The following is a 14,527-nucleotide window of genomic DNA, read 5'->3' on the forward strand; positions in this document are numbered from 1 at the left end:
TGTGGTGGAAGTGGACCGATGCATGCCACCCTGGAGCCTGACTGGTCATGCCATCCATGGCCAATCCGGGGAAGGTGGACTGATTCGAATGGCGCAGTGGACTTCCGCGGTGGGGGCGGCCCAGCTGGCCCGGCTGCTCACCTCCCAGCAGGACCGTCCGGCGGGCCCCGGGACGCGGCGGCCGCCCGCCTACCGCGCCCTCGCCGACGGCATCCGGCTGCTGGTCCTCGAAGGCCGGGTGCCGGTCGCCGCACGGCTGCCCGCCGAACGGGAACTGGCCCTCGCCCTCTCCGTGAGCCGCACCACCGTGGCCGCCGCCTACGAGGCGCTGCGCGGTGAGGGTTTCCTGGAGTCACGGCGCGGCGCCGGCAGCTGGACCGCCGTCCCGGCGGGCAACCCGGTCCCGGCACGGGGGCTGGAGCCGCTGCCGCCCGAGGCCCTGGGCTCCATGATCGACCTCGGCTGCGCCGCGCTGCCCGCCCCCGAGCCCTGGCTCACCCGGGCCGTCCAGGGCGCGCTGGAGGAGCTCCCGCCGTACGCGCACACCCACGGCGACTATCCGGCCGGACTGCCCGCGCTGCGCGCGATGATCGCGGACCGCTACACCGCGCGGGGCATCGCCACGATGCCCGAGCAGATCATGGTCACGACCGGCGCGATGGGCGCCATCGACGCCATCTGCCACCTCTTCGGCGGACGCGGTGAACGGATCGCCGTCGAGTCGCCCTCCTACGCCAACATCCTTCAGCTGATGCGCGAGGCCGGTGCCCGGCTCGTCCCCGTCGCGATGGCCGAGGGCCTGTCCGGCTGGGACCTGGACCGCTGGCGCCAGGTGCTGCGCGAGGCTGCCCCGCGTATCGCCTACGTCGTCGCCGACTTCCACAACCCCACCGGGGCGCTCGCCGGCGAGGACCAGCGGCGCGGGCTGGTGGACGCGGCCCGCTCGGCCGGCACGGTGCTGGTCGCCGACGAGACGATGAGCGAGCTGTGGCTCGACGAGGACGTGGAGATGCCGCGTCCGGTGTGCGCGTTCGACCCGGCGGGGTCCACCGTGATCACGGTCGGTTCGGCGAGCAAGGCGTTCTGGGCCGGGATGCGCATCGGCTGGGTGCGCGCCGCGCCCGACGTGATCCGCAGCCTTGTCGCCGCCCGCGCCTACGCCGACCTGGGCACGCCCGTCCTGGAGCAGCTCGCCGTGAACTGGCTGTTCGGCACCGGCGGCTGGGAGCAGGCGGTGGAGCTGCGGCGCGTCCAGGCCCGCCAGAACCGCGACGAGCTGGTGAGCGCGGTACGCCGGGAACTGCCCGACTGGGAGTTCGAGGTGCCCGGCGGCGGCCTCACCCTCTGGGTGCGCACCGGGGGCCTGTCCGGCTCGCGGCTGGCGGAGGCGGGGGAGCGGGTCGGCGTGCGCGTGCCGTCCGGGCCGCGCTTCGGGGTGGACGGCGCGTTCGAGGGGTTTGTGCGGCTGCCGTTCACGGTGGGCGGCGCGGTCGCCGACGAGGCGGCCACCCGCCTGGCGTCGGCGGCCCGCATCGTCGAAACGGGCGGCACGTCGGGCGCGGAAACGCCCCGCACATTCGTCGCGTAGCCGCCGCAAGAAGCGAACGGCGAGACCCGCTGGGAACGGCGCGGTACCGACACCGCCCTCCGGGGCGCGGGGAACTGCGCGACCGGCCACGGACGAGCCGCACCCGGCGTCCAACCGCGCCCGGCACCTCGTGGGCGGCGAGGCCCGCTGGAAGCGGCGGTGCCGGCAACGCCTTCAGGGGCGCGGGGAACTGCGCGACCGGCCACGGACGAGCCGCACCCGGCGTCCAAGCGTGCCCGGCACCTCGTGGGCGGCGAGGCCCGCCGGAAGGGTGCCGTCTGCGCCCACCCGTGCCGCCCCACGGCACGACTGCCCGCAGACGGCGGCGGCGACAACGCCCTCACGGGGCGCCGGGTCACGAGGAGGATTCCGCCACCGCCGTGCCCTCCGGCGCCGGACGCGCGGGCACCGTCTCCGACGCGTCCGTCTCCGCCACCAGCGCCGCCGCCGCGACCTTCTCCGTCGCCGCCTTGTCCAGACGTACGGCCTCCGGCACCGGCCCCAGCTCCGCCGGCGCGGTCTCCAGCAGCTCCGGCTCCTCGTCCGCCGGCGTGGTCCGGGGCGGCAGCAGGTCCAGGACCGCCTGACGGTGGGCGTCGCTGGTCGCGTCGTCGTACGGGTCCGGGGTCGCCGGGACCTGCAGGCGATGGACCGGTCCCGTGCCCAGACGCGCGTAGCCGCGCCCCGGCGGCATCTGGTCGACCGGGGTGGTGTGCGGGGGCGCCCCGAGCACGGTCTCCAGCTGCTCCGTCGTCGCGGGCCCGAGGACGACGCGCGCGCGGGTGTGCTGCCGTACCGGGCCCGCCAGGGCCTCCAGGCTGTCGAACTGCTCGGCGACCACCACGGTGACGTTCGCGGCGCGGCCGTGCCGCAGCGGCGCCTGGAGCAGGGACTGCGGATCCGTGCGGTCGTCCGCCGTGGCGAGGTGCGTGAACACGCCGGGCCGGTCCAGCAGCAGCCACAGGGGGCGCCGGGTGTCCTCGGGCGGCGGGTCGCCCGCCTGGTGCGCCCGGTCGGCGGCGGCCATCCGGCGCTCGGTCTCGGAGGCCGCCCACTCCAGGCTGGTCAGCGCCCCGGTGAGACCGCACTCGACGGCGAGCACGCCGTCCCGGCCGGTGAGGCAGGCGTACTCGCCGGTCCCGCCGCCGTCCACGATCACCACGTCGCCGTGGTGCAGGGCCTGCAGGGCGATGGACCGTAGCAGCGTCGAGGTGCCGCTGCCCGGCTGGCCGACCGCCAGCAGGTGCGGCTCCGTGGAGCGGATGCCGGTGCGCCACACCACGGGCGGCACGTCGCGCTGCTCCTCGCCGTGGGCGCCGTGGGTGAGCGGCAGCGTCCGCTGCACGCGCGTGGGGTCGGTGAAGCCGAGGACCGTCTCGCCGGGGGCCGTGACGAAGGGCTGCGCGGCGATGTCCGTGGGCAGCGGAGCGAGGACGCGGACGGTCAGCTGGTTGGCCTCCTCGTCCCACCCGAAGTGGTACTCCCGGCCGCGTCCGCACTTGGCGCCCAGCAGATGCTCGATCCGCGCGCGGGACGCCGGTTCGGCGTCCGTGAAGTACGCGGGATAGGAGATCACCAGATGCGCGAGACGGCCGGTGCCGTCGAACTCGTACTCGGAGAAGACCTTCCCCCAGTCGCCCCCGTGGGAGTAGAGCGGCTCGGGGTCGTCGGCCGCCGAGAAGTAGGGCACCAGGGCCTCGTACAGCGACTTCAGGCGCTGCAGCTGGCCCGGGGCGGGCCCGGCGGGTGCCGCGGGTGTGCGGTCCCGGCCGTGCCAGGCCGCCGCCGCCATCAGGGTGACGACGGCGAGCAGCGGACCGTACGGCGCGAGCGCCACTCCCAGCAGTACCGCCGCCACGGAGAGGAGCAGCGCCCCGCGCCGCTCCTTGGGCGTCTCGACCCACCTGCGCCGTCCGGCCGAGGCCAGCCGGCGCAGCCCGCGCGTGATGGTGATCAGCGGGTGGAGGACGTCCGTGGCGCTGTCGGCGGCCGTCCTGGCCAGCTCCCGGCTCCGGGCGAGCTGGGCGCTGCCGTTGCTGAGGATGCGGGGGAGGGGGCGCCGGGCCACGACTGTCTCCAGAGGGTGCGTACGGGCGGGCTGGGCGTGGTGGGGCGGGTCAGAACTTGAACCCGCCCAGTAGGCCGGCGAGGCTCTCGCCGCCCGCCTTGATGCTCGGGGCGATGGCCGTGCTGGCCAGATAGAAGCCGAAGAGCATCGCCACCAGGGCGTGCGACAGCTTCAGTCCGTCCTTGCGGAAGAAGACGAAGACGACGATGCCGAGCAGCACCACGCATGAGATCGAGATGATCATGTGAGTTCTCCTGGTTCGCGGGGACAGCAGTCACCATGAGTACTTCCCTGATCACAGAATGTATCTATACGATAAAAGGTGCAACTGGGTGGATATCCGGCCCCCGCGTCCTGGTGGGAACCTCCCGTGATCTTTACCTCGGGCAGATCAGGTCATGTGCCACCCGAGCCAGTACCCTGGCGATTCACCCGTACGGCTGCGCCCCGCGCAGACGTACGCCCTGTTCCCGATGTGTGAACCCGTGCAGTGAGAGGCGGTCCGGCGATGACAGAAGCCCCCGACCCTGAGGTCGTGGAGCTGGCGACCAAGATCTTCGATCTGGCCCGGCGCGGCCGCACCGAGGGGCTGGTCGCCTACGTCGACGCGGGTGTCCCCGCCGACCTCACCAACGACCGGGGCGACTCGCTCGTGATGCTCGCCGCCTACCACGGCCACGCCGAAGCGGTCCGCGCCCTGCTGGCGCGCGGCGCCGACGCCGACCGCGTCAACGACCGCGGCCAGACGCCACTCGCGGGGGCGGTCTTCAAGGGGGAGACCGACGTCGCCAAGGCGTTGCTGGAGGCCGGCGCCGACCCCTCCGCCGGGACACCGTCGGCCGTCGACACGGCCCGGATGTTCGCCCGCACGGAGCTTCTCGAGCTCTTCGAAGCGCGCTGAGACACCCGCTCCGACCAGCGAAGACAACGAAAACGGGGGAGGCGGTACAGGGCCGCCGAAATTTCGGTCGCGGTATATGTGACCGCCGGGTCATCATGACGACGTGATTCACGGACGCGATGGCTGGGCAGGTGTTGCCGCACCGCGCGGGCCGTGACGCGGTCCGCATGGGCCACCGACGAGAGGCAGAGAGAGATGGTCTACAGCGAGCAGGAAACGGCGGGCGCCCCGACGTGTTGTCACGCGGCCAGGTAATGCACGTTCCCGGTTGCGTCGACGCTTGATGTGAGGCTGTTTCCCATGTTCGATCCGGTCATAGCGCCCAGCGGTACGCTGCTCGGCCTGCTCCAGCGGGGCCGCGGCGACGGCACGCTGCACGCGCTCACCGCCCCGCGCCCCGAGGCGCTGGCGGCGTTGAACCACTGTGTGCTGCGCGACCCGCGCCACGACTGGCAGGTGGAGAACCGCTCCCTCTACTACGCCCGCCTCTACCTGGACCTGCACGGCGGACTCGACGCCATCGAGGCCCACCTCTTCGATCCCGAGGACATGCTCGACACCGACGAGTCACGCACCGGACTCGCCCTCGCCGTCCTCGGTCACCTCGCCTCCTACGGCCGGCAGGACGCGCTCCACCTGTTGCGCAGGTACGCCGCCCAGGGCACCAACTGGGCCTGGGCCCTGGACGAACTGGCCCTCCGGGACGACGACGCGGGCCTGCGCACCCTCGCCGCCCCGGTGCTCGCGCGGTTCGCCACCGACCCCGAGGGCCAGGCCGAACTGGCGGCGACCGTGCGCGACGCCTTCGAACCACGGCCCTGGCGGCTGTGGGCCGACGACCCGCGCCCCGCCGTCTCCGCGCGCGTACGCGCCGCCCAGGAGACCGGCTCCTTCGACCGCTGGCAACGGCAGATGCGTCCGACCGGGCCACGCCCCGGCTGGAGCGTCCAAGCCGTGTTCGAGTGGGCCCAGCAGGGCATGGACCGCGGCGCCGCGCTGCACGTGCCGGCCGCCCGCTGCCTGTCCGCCGTGGCCGGACCCGAGGACCGGCCCGAGATCGTCCTGGCCGCCCAGGACGGCACCGACGGCGCCCGCTGCACCGCCCTGCGCTACCTCGCCGACACCAACGATCCCGACGCCCTCGACCTGATCGAGGGCGCCATGACCACCGGCACGACGGCCGTCGTGGAGGCCGCCGTCGACGCCTTCGAACGCATGCGCAGCATGGCCGCCGTCGAACGGGCCCGGGGCTGGGCCCACCGGCCCGACCCGTTGGGCGAGGCCGCCGGGCGGGTGCTCGCCTGCCGGGGCGGTACGAGGGACCGCGACCTGGTCCTCGCGGCACTGCGCGAGTCCGTACGGGGCGAGGGCCCCGACGCGACGACCCTGTGGACCCTCGTCGACGGCGCCGGACGCCTCGGCATCGTCTGCGCGGCCCCCGTGCTGCGCCACATCTACCGCGAGACCGCCTCCTCCCATCTGCGCGGCCGGGCAGCTCGTGCCCTCGCCGCCACCGACCCGTCCTTCGCCACCGGCTTCGCCGTCGAATGCCTCTGGGACTGCGAGGAGACCACTCGCGAGATCGCCGCCCGGCACGCCGAGACAGGCGACACCCGCGTCGTCGACCGCCTCCGCCGCCTGGCCGCCGACCCGGCGGAGGAAGCCGAGGTCCAGACCGCGGTCCGCAGCAGGATCGGCCCCGAGGAGACCGCTGTCTGACCCCGGGACTCCTCAAGCGCCGGGAGGGCTGCATGCAGCCCTCCCGGCGCTTGAGGATGAGGCCCGCAAGGCCGACAGGGGGCCTGGGGCGCGGCCCCAGGGAAGGCGCGGCGCGGGCGGGAGAACTCAGAAACCCCCGCGCCCCCGCGCAACGACGAACCGCACCGGCGTCCCCGGTCGGGCCTGGGCCGCAGCGGGCAGGTCGGCGGGACGGACCACCGCGATCACCGGATAGCCGCCGGTCGTAGGGTGATCGGCGAGAAAGATCACCGGAGTCCCGGCCGGCGGCACCTGCACCGCCCCCAGCACCATGCCCTCGCTGGGCAGCTCCTCGTGCCGGACCCGCTCCAGCACCGGTCCCGTGGTCCGCAGCCCGATGCGGTTGCTCGCCGGGGAGACGCGGAACGTGCCGGACGTGAACCGGCGCAGCGCCCCCGCCGTGAACCAGTCGTCGCGCGGACCGGGCGTCACGCGGAGGACGAGCTCGGCGGGCGGCGCCGGCTGCGGGGCCACGTCCACGCGCGCGTGGAGACCCGTCGGCGTACCGAGCGGCAGCACCGCACCGTCCGTGAGCGGCGCCGGGCCGAGGCCGGAGAGCAGGTCCGTGGAGCGGCTGCCGAGCACCGGATCGACGGCGATCCCCCCGGACACGGCCACGTACGACCGCACCCCGTGGACCGCGGGCCCGACGTCCAGGACGGCCCCCGCGCGCACCCGCACCGGCGCGCCCCACGCGGCGGGACGCCCGTCCACCGTCACCCGGCAGGGCGCCCCGGTGACCGCGACCGTGGCGGAGGACCGCGGGCGCAGGGAACAGCCGTCGAGGGTGGACTCCAGGACGGCCGCGTCCGGGCGGTTGCCGGCCAGCCGGTTGGCGAGCGCGGCCGCGGGACCGTCCAGCGCACCGGAGTGGGGGACACCGAGGTGGGCGTGGCCGGGACGGCCGCGGTCCTGCACGGTGGTCAGGGCCCCCGCCCGTACGACGGAGAGCGCGCGGTCCGTCATGTCACCGGCTCCGTCGCGCCCACGGGGACGAAACGCACGCGCGTGCCGGGCGAGAGCAGCGCCGCGGGCTCCCGCGTGTGGTCCCACAGGACGCGGCCGGTCGTGCCGATCAGCTGCCAGCCGCCGGGGGAGGAGCGCGGGTAGACGCCCGTGTACGGGCCCGCCAGTGCGACCGAGCCCGGCGGGACGGACGTGCGCGGCGCCGCCCGGCGGGGCACCTCGTAGCGGGCGGGAAGGCCGGTGAGGTAGCCGAAACCGGGGGCGAACCCGCAGAACGCGACACGGAACTCGGTGGCCGCGTGGATGCGGGCCACCTCGGGGACGGAGACGCCCCAGTGCGCCGCGACGTCCGCCAGGTCAGGGCCGTCGTAGCGCACCGGGATCTCGACCGTCTCCGCCGGGCGCGGCGGAGCGGGCGGCACCGGCCGTGAGGTGAGTTCGGCGGCCAGCCGGGCGGGGTCGGGCAGGCCGTCGAGGAGGACCGTGCGTGCCGCCGGGACGATCTCACGGGCCGTCAGCGACCCCTCCGCGCGGCGGCGCAGCAGCTCGGCGAGGAGGGCCTGCGCCTCCTCGCCCGAGGCGACCTCGACGAGCAGCGCGTCCTCACCGACGGGCAGCGTCCTCATGCGAACGCCTCCACCCGCACACCGGACGTCTCCAGGGCGTCCCGCACGCGCCGTGCCAGGTCCACCGCGCCCGGGGTGTCGCCGTGCAGGCACAGCGAACGGGCCCGCATCCCGATGCGCCGCCCCGACCGTGCGACGACCTCCCCGCGCCGGGCCAGGTCCACCGACCGTGCGAGGACGGCGCCGGGGTCGGTGACCAGAGCACCCTCCTCGCCGCGCGGCACCAGCGTCCCCTCGTCGGTGTACGCCCGGTCGGCGAACGCCTCCTCGACCGCCGGCAGCCCCGCCTTCCCGGCCAGCTCCAGCAGCCGTGAGCCGGGCAGCCCGAGCACCGGGAGCGTGGGGTCGGCGAGGACCACCCCGTCGACCACCGCACGCGCCTGCTCCTCGTCCCGAACCGCCCGGTTGTAGAGCGCGCCGTGCGGCTTGACGTACGCCACGCGGCTCCCGGCCGCGCGGGCGAACACCTGCAGGGCGCCGATCTGATAGGCCACCTCGGCCGTCAGCTCGGCGGGCGGCACGTCCATCGAGCGCCGCCCGAACCCCGCCAGGTCCCGGTAGGAGACCTGGGCGCCGATCCGTACCCCGCGCGCGGCGGCGAGCTCGCACACCCGGCGCATGGTGGGCGCGTCCCCGGCGTGGAAACCGCAGGCCACGTTGGCGCTGGTCACCACCGACAGCAGCTGTTCGTCGTCGGTGAGCCGCCAGTGGCCGAAACCCTCGCCGAGGTCGGCGTTCAGATCGATCGAGGTCATGGATCCTTCGTTTCTCTCTCCTGCTGATGCCGCGCGGGCCGGTCAGACCACGCGGAACTGCTCGTCCCGGGCGTCGCCGAGGAACATCCGGCCCGGCGCGTGGGTGATCGCGAACGGCGGACGGGACGCCATGACCGCCGCCTGCGGGGTCACCCCGCAGGCCCAGAACACCGGGATGTCCTCCGGTTCGAGGTCCACCGGGTCGCCGAAGTCGGGACGGGCCAGGTCGTCGATGCCCAGCCCGAACGGGTCACCGCAGTGCACCGGGCCGCCGTGCACCGCCGGCATCAGACTGCTCTCCCGGATCGCCGCCGACAGGTGCGCGGGCGGCACCGGCCGCATCGACACCACCATCGGACCGCTCATCCGCCCCGCCGGACGGCACTGCCAACTCGTCACGTACATCGGAACGTTCCGGCCCTGCTCCAGGTGCCGCAACGGAACGCCGGCCGCCGCCAGCGCCCACTCGAACGTGAAGCTGCAGCCGATGAGGAACGACACCAGGTCGCCGCGCCAGTACGCCCGCACGTCCGTCGGCTCGTCCACCAGCCGGCCGTGCTCCCACACCCGGTAGCGCGGCAGATCGGTGCGCAGGTCGGCGTCGGCGGCGAGCACCGTGGTGGTGGAACCGGCGTCGGTGACGTCGAGGACCGGGCACGGCCGGGGGTTGCGCTGGCAGAACAGCAGCACGTCGTAGGCCCAGTCGGCGGGCACGGAGATCAGGTTGGCCTGGGTGTACCCGGCGGCCACGCCGGCCGTGGGGATCGCCAGGCCCTCCCGGAAGCGGGCACGGGCCGTCCGCGGGCTCCACGCACGCGTGGTGTCGTCGGCGAGGACCACGGGGCGGTCGTCCACGGTGGTGCGTTCGCCGACGGCGGTGGCCACGCTGTCGTCGGTGGGGTTCACTCCAGCTCCTTCCCGCGCGTCTCCGGCAGCCCCAGCAGCGCCACCGCCGCCAGGCCGTACCCGATGGCGCCGAAGATCAGCGCTCCGCCCACGCCCCAGCTGTCGGCCAGGAAGCCGACGGTGGTGGGGAAGACGGCGCCCACGGCACGCCCGGTGTTGTAGGTGAAGCCCTGCCCGGTGCCCCGCACCGCCGTCGGATACAGCTCGCTCAGGTACGAGCCGAAGCCGCTGAAGATGGCCGACATGCAGAACCCGAGCGGGAAACCGAGGACCAGGACCAGGGAGTCGGCCCCGCTCGGGATGTTCGTGTACGCCACGATGCACACCGCCGACAGCAGGGCGAACAGCCAGATGTTGCGGCGGCGGCCCAGCCGGTCGGTGAGGTAACCGCCCGTCAGATAGCCGAGGAAGGCACCGGAGATCAGGAACGTGAGGTAACCGCCGGTGCCGACGACCGACAGGTCACGCTCGGACTTCAGGTAGGTCGGCACCCAGGTGGCGAGGGTGTAGTAGCCGCCCTGCACACCGGTGGAGAGCAGGACGGCGAACAGCGTGGTGCGCAGCAGCCCGGGGGAGTCCTCACGGCCCGGCTGGAAGATCGCCGTGAACGATCCCGACCTGGGGCTCTCCTCCCGCGCGGCGGCCGCCTCAGGGGCGTCGCGCACGCTGCGCCGCACCCACACCACGAGCAGCGCGGGCAGCGCGCCGGTCCAGAACATCACGCGCCAGGCCAGATCGCCGTCGACCAGCGAGAAGACGGCCGTGTACACGATCACGGCCAGGGCCCAGCCGACGGCCCAGGCGCTCTGCACCGCGCCGAGGGTACGGCCCCGGTGCCGGGCGCCGGCGTACTCGGCGACCAGGATCGCGCCGACGGCCCACTCGCCGCCGAAGCCGAGGCCCTGGAGCGCCCTGAAGACCAGCAGGGTCTCGTAGTTGGGCGCGAAGCCGCAGGCCACGGTGAACACCGCGTAGGTGATCACCGTCAGCAGCAGTGCCCTGACCCTGCCGATGCGGTCCGCCAGCACGCCCGCGACGGCGCCGCCGACCGCGGAGACGAGCAGGGTCACGGTCGTCAGCAGGCCGGTCTGGCCGCTGTTCAGACCGAAGTACGCCGACAGCGCGACCATCGTCAGCGGCAGCGTGAAGTAGTCGTACGAGTCCAGGGCATAGCCGCCGAACGCGCCGCCGAAAGCGCGGCGGCCGCGTGGGCCCAGCGCGCGCAGCCAGCCGAACGCCCCGTCCTCGGCCGGGGGTTCGGGCTTGACGGGGCGTGGTGAGCCGGTCAGGGCGCGCGATGGAGGGGTCGTGCTCATGGGCACCTCGCAGAGGGGGGACGGGAGGGTGCGGGGAAGAGTGAGCCGTGCCACTGCCCAAGCAAGGTAGAGGATCGTTGAACGATCCTTCAATACCCCTGTTGTTTCGTTCTTCCGGGTGCGCTTGAATTCCGGCATGGCAGAGCAGACGAGCGGACTGGCCGACGACCGCGCCCTGTTGGGCCGCACCAGCACCGCCGAGCGCGTCGCGGACATCCTCAGGAGCCGCATCGCCGAGGGGTACTTCCCGCCCGGAACGCGCTTGTCGGAGGACAGCATCGGCGGCGCCCTCGGGGTCTCCCGCAACACGCTGCGCGAGGCGTTCCGGCTGCTCACGCACGAACGGCTGCTCGTCCACGAGCTCAACCGGGGCGTGTTCGTCCGGGTGCTGACCGTCGAGGACGTCGAGGACATCTACCGCACCCGCAGGCTCGTCGAGTGCGCCGTCGTACGCGGTCTCGGTGAACCGCCCTACGCTCTCGACGGGCTCGCCGAGGCGGTCGCGGAGGGGCAGCGGGCGGCGCGGGAAGGTGACTGGAAAGCGGTGGGTACGGCCAACATCCACTTCCATCAGGAGCTGGTCGCCCTGGCCTCCGGCGAGCGCACCGCCGAGCTGATGCGCAGCGTCTTCGCCGAACTGCGGCTCGCCTTCCACGTGGTGGACGAGCCGCAGCGGCTGCACGAACCGTACATCGCGCGAAATGTCGAGATTCTTCAGGCCCTTCAGGCGGGTGACCGGAACACGGCCGAGCGTCTGCTGGCGTCCTACCTGGACGTCTCACTGGAACGGGTGGTGGAGGTATACCGGCGCCGCGTGGGTGAGGAGTAGCGGGCACCGGCCGGGCGCACGACCGGCCCGCGAACGGCGGTTCCGGCCGACGCGGCGCCGGGGCGGTCCGGTCGGAGACGGCGCCGCGGACGGTCCGGCCGGCGTGGTGCCGGGGACGGTCCGGCCGGCGTGGCGCCGGGGTGGGCGGCCGGTGAGGTGCCGAGGGCGCATCTGCCTCGTTTGGGCCGTTGTCGGACCGAGGACCTAGTCTGTGCACCGTGACTTCGCCTGCATCGACGGACAGCGTTCCGCCCCAGCTCAGCGCGGGGCCGCGGCCCGCGCCGGGCCCGGCCGCCGACGAAGGCCTGGCGCGGCGGCTGCGCGCGCTCGCGTGCACCGCGCCGCTGCACGACCTGGACACCCGCAAGGCCAATCTCGCGGGCGAGTACTCGGTGTACGGCATGGCGGAGATCGCCCTCGCCGCCATCGACCTGGTCACACTCAACATGGACTTCGACACCGGCGCGGACCACGACCAGATCGTCGCCCGGATCGTCCCGCGGGTCGCCGCCCAGGCCCCGGACCGCCCCACCGCCGAGCACGAGCGGGTGGCCCGCTGGGTCCTGGAGAACCTGATCAACGTCGGCAGCGTGGACCGCGGCTTCCGCGCTGTCTACGGCGTCTTCGGCGCCGACGGCACGTATGTGCGCCGCGACTACGACTTCAAGCTGATCGAAGAGGTCCCGGGCCCAGGCGGCACGGTGTACCTGCGCACCACCGACGAGGCGGTCAACGTCCTGGTCGGCGCCCTCGACACCGACGTCACCAGCGCCCAGATCGCCGCCGAGGTCAAGCTGGAGGTGCTGATCAGCCGGGGCCGGCTCGCCGACGCGCAGCTCGCCGCCGAACAGGCCCGCTACCGCACCGTGCAGTACTCCGAGACCCTGCGCCGAGCCCTGGAGGCCACCCGGCGCAACGTCCGGGCGGTGGACTGGCTCAGCGCCGTGCCCGACATGATCGCCGAGGCCCTCGACCACGTGGCCGACCGCTACCGCCACGAGAACGCGATCCTCACCAACATCCGCAAGGCCCGCGACGAGTCCGAGGACCCCGAGCACAAGCGCCGCGCCGCCGAGCTGGTCGACATCGTCAAGGACTGCATCCGGCGCCACACCCAGCTGCAGTCCCGGCTGCTGGAGGCCGGCCCGCTGTTCCGCGCCGAACAGGACCGGCAGGCCTTCGCGACCCCCGCCACCGCCGTCGGCACCGACCTCTACGGCCAGCTCCTCGCGCCCCTGCTGCCGCTCCCGGTGGAGCAGGCGTCCCGGGTCACCGACGCCTTCTTCGCCCGCGGCACCGGACTGCGCACGCCCGTGTCCGTCCGGGTCGCCGACCTCGTCGAGATCCTGCTGACCCCGCCCGTGGAGCGTGAGCACCTCGGCGCCGAGATGCCCGAGCCGGACCTGATCGCCACCCCCGACGACAGCCGCTTCAGCGACGAGCAGCTGGCGGCCGCCACCGAGCTGCTCGACCTGCCGGCCGACGCGCCGCGCCGCCTGTCCGGACTCCTCGCCGACGCCCGCCGCCAGGACCCCGAGCTGCCCTACCTGGTCGCCCTGCTGGCCGTCCACGCCGCCAGCCCGCCGGTCGGCACCGCCTACCGCCAGGGCGAGCGGAAGCTTCTGTTCGCGGTGGACGACGGCACCGACCTGGACGACCCCGAGTTCGGCGGCGCCGACCTCATCGTGGGCACGGCGCTGCTGGACGCGGCCGGCATGGCCGCGGACCGGACGGAGGCGGCATGACCGCGACCGCGGCACCCCGCACCCCCATCGCGGTGCGCCGCGACGGCACCACAGCGCCCCGCACGCTCACTGAGGTGCCCCGCGTCGGCACCACTGCAGCCCGCACGCTCACCCCGCGCACCGACACCCCGCGCATCGACCCTTACCGCACCGAGGAGCCCCGACCGTGACCGAGCACGCCGACTGGAGGGAGCCGGAGCCCGCGCCGGCGCCGGCGAGCACCGCCGTCACACCCGCCGACGCCGCCGACGCGGCCCGGCTCGTCGCGTTCGGGCTGCAGCCCAAGCTGCAGCCCGCCCGCGATCAGGAGTACGCCGACCTCCTGCGCCGCTACCGGGAGGACCCGCCGTTCGCGCGGCTCGCCGACGCCGTGGCCACCGGCCTCGGACTGATCGTGCTGGAGGTGTCCCCGCGCGCCGGCATGGCCGTCACCGCCGCCGAGGACTCCGTCTTCACCGTCCGCATGGGCGACTACGCGCGCCGCACCTCCGCCGACGGCGGCGACCGCTTCCTGCACGGTCTCGCCCACCTCGCCGTCGCCGCGATGGCCTTCCCCCGCCCCGAGGACCTGGCCGACGACGGCTACATCGGGCGCGTCACGGTCAACGGCGTCGACGCCTTCGTCCGCCAGGCCTGCCACCGTCTGGAGGAGCGGGCCGCCGAACAGGGCGAGAACACCGACCCGGTCAGCGACGCCCCCGGACTCGAGGCCGCCTGGCGGATCTGGGCCCGGCGCAGCTCCACCGGCGCCACCAAGGACGCCCGCCGCCTGGCCGGTTCCACCACCGGCATCGTCGCCAAGGCCGTCTCCTTCCTCACCGACTCCGGCTTCCTCCAGCGCACCGGTGACGACAACGGCGGCACCTACCGCACGACACCGGCCACCTACCGCTACCAGCTCCAGGTCCGCGACATGGCGGGCGGCGCCGCCATGGCCGAACTCCTCGACCTGGGCGTCGTCCCGGTCACCGACGGCACCCCCACCCTGCTGCCCCCCGAGGACGGCGACGCCCTGGACCTGGTCGCCGACGCCGGCCTGCCCTTCCACTCCGCCTGACCCCCACCCCAC

Annotated in this window: 14 protein-coding genes; 7 read left to right on the top strand and 7 right to left on the bottom strand. The window is 74.2% G+C overall.

Annotated features, from left to right (window positions below; genetic code table 11):
- Positions 1 to 88: 88 nt before the first annotated feature.
- Positions 89 to 1,588 carry a PLP-dependent aminotransferase family protein gene (locus tag F3L20_RS10755; protein WP_150154047.1) on the top strand — a complete coding sequence of 500 codons (1,500 nt, stop codon included), beginning with the start codon at positions 89 to 91 and terminating at the stop codon, positions 1,586 to 1,588.
- Between the two features lie 355 nt (positions 1,589 to 1,943).
- On the opposite strand, the gene F3L20_RS10760 is transcribed toward F3L20_RS10755, so the two are convergent.
- Complete coding sequence (locus F3L20_RS10760) at positions 1,944 to 3,656, bottom strand: hypothetical protein (RefSeq protein WP_150154048.1); 1,713 nt, start codon at positions 3,654 to 3,656, stop codon at positions 1,944 to 1,946.
- A gap of 49 nt (positions 3,657 to 3,705) precedes the next feature.
- Complete coding sequence (locus tag F3L20_RS10765; protein ID WP_024887312.1) at positions 3,706 to 3,900, bottom strand: hypothetical protein; 195 nt, start codon at positions 3,898 to 3,900, stop codon at positions 3,706 to 3,708.
- A gap of 264 nt (positions 3,901 to 4,164) precedes the next feature.
- Here F3L20_RS10765 and F3L20_RS10770 point away from each other — a divergent pair, with 264 nt between their 5' ends.
- Both F3L20_RS10770 and F3L20_RS10775 read left to right on the top strand, forming a co-directional pair.
- Positions 4,165 to 4,557 carry an ankyrin repeat domain-containing protein gene (locus F3L20_RS10770; RefSeq protein WP_150154049.1) on the top strand — a complete coding sequence of 131 codons (393 nt, stop codon included), beginning with the start codon at positions 4,165 to 4,167 and terminating at the stop codon, positions 4,555 to 4,557.
- A gap of 300 nt (positions 4,558 to 4,857) precedes the next feature.
- Positions 4,858 to 6,276: a HEAT repeat domain-containing protein gene (locus F3L20_RS10775; RefSeq protein ID WP_150154050.1), complete on the top strand. Its 1,419-nt coding sequence runs from the start codon at positions 4,858 to 4,860 to the stop codon at positions 6,274 to 6,276.
- A gap of 126 nt (positions 6,277 to 6,402) precedes the next feature.
- Here F3L20_RS10775 and F3L20_RS10780 read toward each other — a convergent pair whose 3' ends face one another.
- From F3L20_RS10780 to F3L20_RS10800, 5 genes are read right to left on the bottom strand one after another with little or no spacing between them, the layout of a single operon-like run.
- Positions 6,403 to 7,281 (bottom strand): biotin-dependent carboxyltransferase family protein, encoded by an 879-nt coding sequence (locus F3L20_RS10780; RefSeq protein WP_150154051.1) that lies wholly within the window; start codon positions 7,279 to 7,281, stop codon positions 6,403 to 6,405.
- The gene (locus F3L20_RS10785; protein ID WP_150154052.1) at positions 7,278 to 7,907 is read right to left on the bottom strand and encodes a 5-oxoprolinase subunit B family protein; all 630 of its coding nucleotides are present in this window, start codon (positions 7,905 to 7,907) and stop codon (positions 7,278 to 7,280) included. The genes F3L20_RS10780 and F3L20_RS10785 overlap by 4 nt, the downstream gene beginning before the upstream one ends.
- Entirely contained in the window at positions 7,904 to 8,662 is a 759-nt protein-coding gene (locus F3L20_RS10790) for a LamB/YcsF family protein (protein ID WP_145827841.1), read from the bottom strand. The genes F3L20_RS10785 and F3L20_RS10790 overlap by 4 nt, the downstream gene beginning before the upstream one ends.
- A 42-nt stretch (positions 8,663 to 8,704) precedes the next feature.
- The gene (locus F3L20_RS10795) at positions 8,705 to 9,568 is read right to left on the bottom strand and encodes a putative hydro-lyase (protein ID WP_240810874.1); all 864 of its coding nucleotides are present in this window, start codon (positions 9,566 to 9,568) and stop codon (positions 8,705 to 8,707) included.
- Positions 9,565 to 10,884: an MFS transporter gene (locus tag F3L20_RS10800; protein ID WP_150154053.1), complete on the bottom strand. Its 1,320-nt coding sequence runs from the start codon at positions 10,882 to 10,884 to the stop codon at positions 9,565 to 9,567. The genes F3L20_RS10795 and F3L20_RS10800 overlap by 4 nt, the downstream gene beginning before the upstream one ends.
- A gap of 136 nt (positions 10,885 to 11,020) precedes the next feature.
- Here F3L20_RS10800 and F3L20_RS10805 point away from each other — a divergent pair, with 136 nt between their 5' ends.
- The 4 genes from F3L20_RS10805 to F3L20_RS10815 all read left to right on the top strand — a co-directional run bounded on the left by F3L20_RS10805 (position 11,021) and on the right by F3L20_RS10815 (position 14,515).
- Positions 11,021 to 11,713: a GntR family transcriptional regulator gene (locus F3L20_RS10805; RefSeq protein ID WP_150154054.1), complete on the top strand. Its 693-nt coding sequence runs from the start codon at positions 11,021 to 11,023 to the stop codon at positions 11,711 to 11,713.
- Positions 11,714 to 11,931: 218 nt separating this feature from the next.
- Positions 11,932 to 13,458, top strand: coding sequence for a hypothetical protein (locus F3L20_RS10810; protein ID WP_145827838.1), 1,527 nt, complete (start codon positions 11,932 to 11,934; stop codon positions 13,456 to 13,458).
- Positions 13,455 to 13,628, top strand: coding sequence for a hypothetical protein (locus F3L20_RS33950; protein WP_167534503.1), 174 nt, complete (start codon positions 13,455 to 13,457; stop codon positions 13,626 to 13,628). Before F3L20_RS10810 ends, F3L20_RS33950 begins: the two co-directional genes overlap by 4 nt.
- A complete protein-coding gene (locus F3L20_RS10815) occupies positions 13,625 to 14,515 on the top strand; it encodes a hypothetical protein (protein WP_150154055.1) in 891 nt (296 codons plus the stop codon). The genes F3L20_RS33950 and F3L20_RS10815 overlap by 4 nt, the downstream gene beginning before the upstream one ends.
- Positions 14,516 to 14,527 lie beyond the last annotated feature (12 nt).

It is taken from the genome of Streptomyces tendae, from assembly GCF_008632955.1.
Taxonomy (GTDB): Bacteria; Actinomycetota; Actinomycetes; order Streptomycetales; family Streptomycetaceae; genus Streptomyces.

Excerpts from the sequence above, each read along its gene's own strand:
- F3L20_RS10755 (WP_150154047.1), top strand. The coding sequence starts at position 89 with ATGGCGCAGTGGACTTCCGCGGTGGGGGCGGCCCAGCTGGCCCGGCTG.
- F3L20_RS10765 (WP_024887312.1), bottom strand. The coding sequence starts at position 3,900 with ATGATCATCTCGATCTCATGCGTGGTGCTGCTCGGCATCGTCGTCTTC.
- F3L20_RS10770 (WP_150154049.1), top strand. The coding sequence starts at position 4,165 with ATGACAGAAGCCCCCGACCCTGAGGTCGTGGAGCTGGCGACCAAGATC.
- F3L20_RS10775 (WP_150154050.1), top strand. The coding sequence starts at position 4,858 with ATGTTCGATCCGGTCATAGCGCCCAGCGGTACGCTGCTCGGCCTGCTC.
- F3L20_RS10780 (WP_150154051.1), bottom strand. The coding sequence starts at position 7,281 with ATGACGGACCGCGCGCTCTCCGTCGTACGGGCGGGGGCCCTGACCACC.
- F3L20_RS10785 (WP_150154052.1), bottom strand. The coding sequence starts at position 7,907 with ATGAGGACGCTGCCCGTCGGTGAGGACGCGCTGCTCGTCGAGGTCGCC.
- F3L20_RS10790 (WP_145827841.1), bottom strand. The coding sequence starts at position 8,662 with ATGACCTCGATCGATCTGAACGCCGACCTCGGCGAGGGTTTCGGCCAC.
- F3L20_RS10800 (WP_150154053.1), bottom strand. The coding sequence starts at position 10,884 with ATGAGCACGACCCCTCCATCGCGCGCCCTGACCGGCTCACCACGCCCC.
- F3L20_RS10805 (WP_150154054.1), top strand. The coding sequence starts at position 11,021 with ATGGCAGAGCAGACGAGCGGACTGGCCGACGACCGCGCCCTGTTGGGC.
- F3L20_RS33950 (WP_167534503.1), top strand. The coding sequence starts at position 13,455 with ATGACCGCGACCGCGGCACCCCGCACCCCCATCGCGGTGCGCCGCGAC.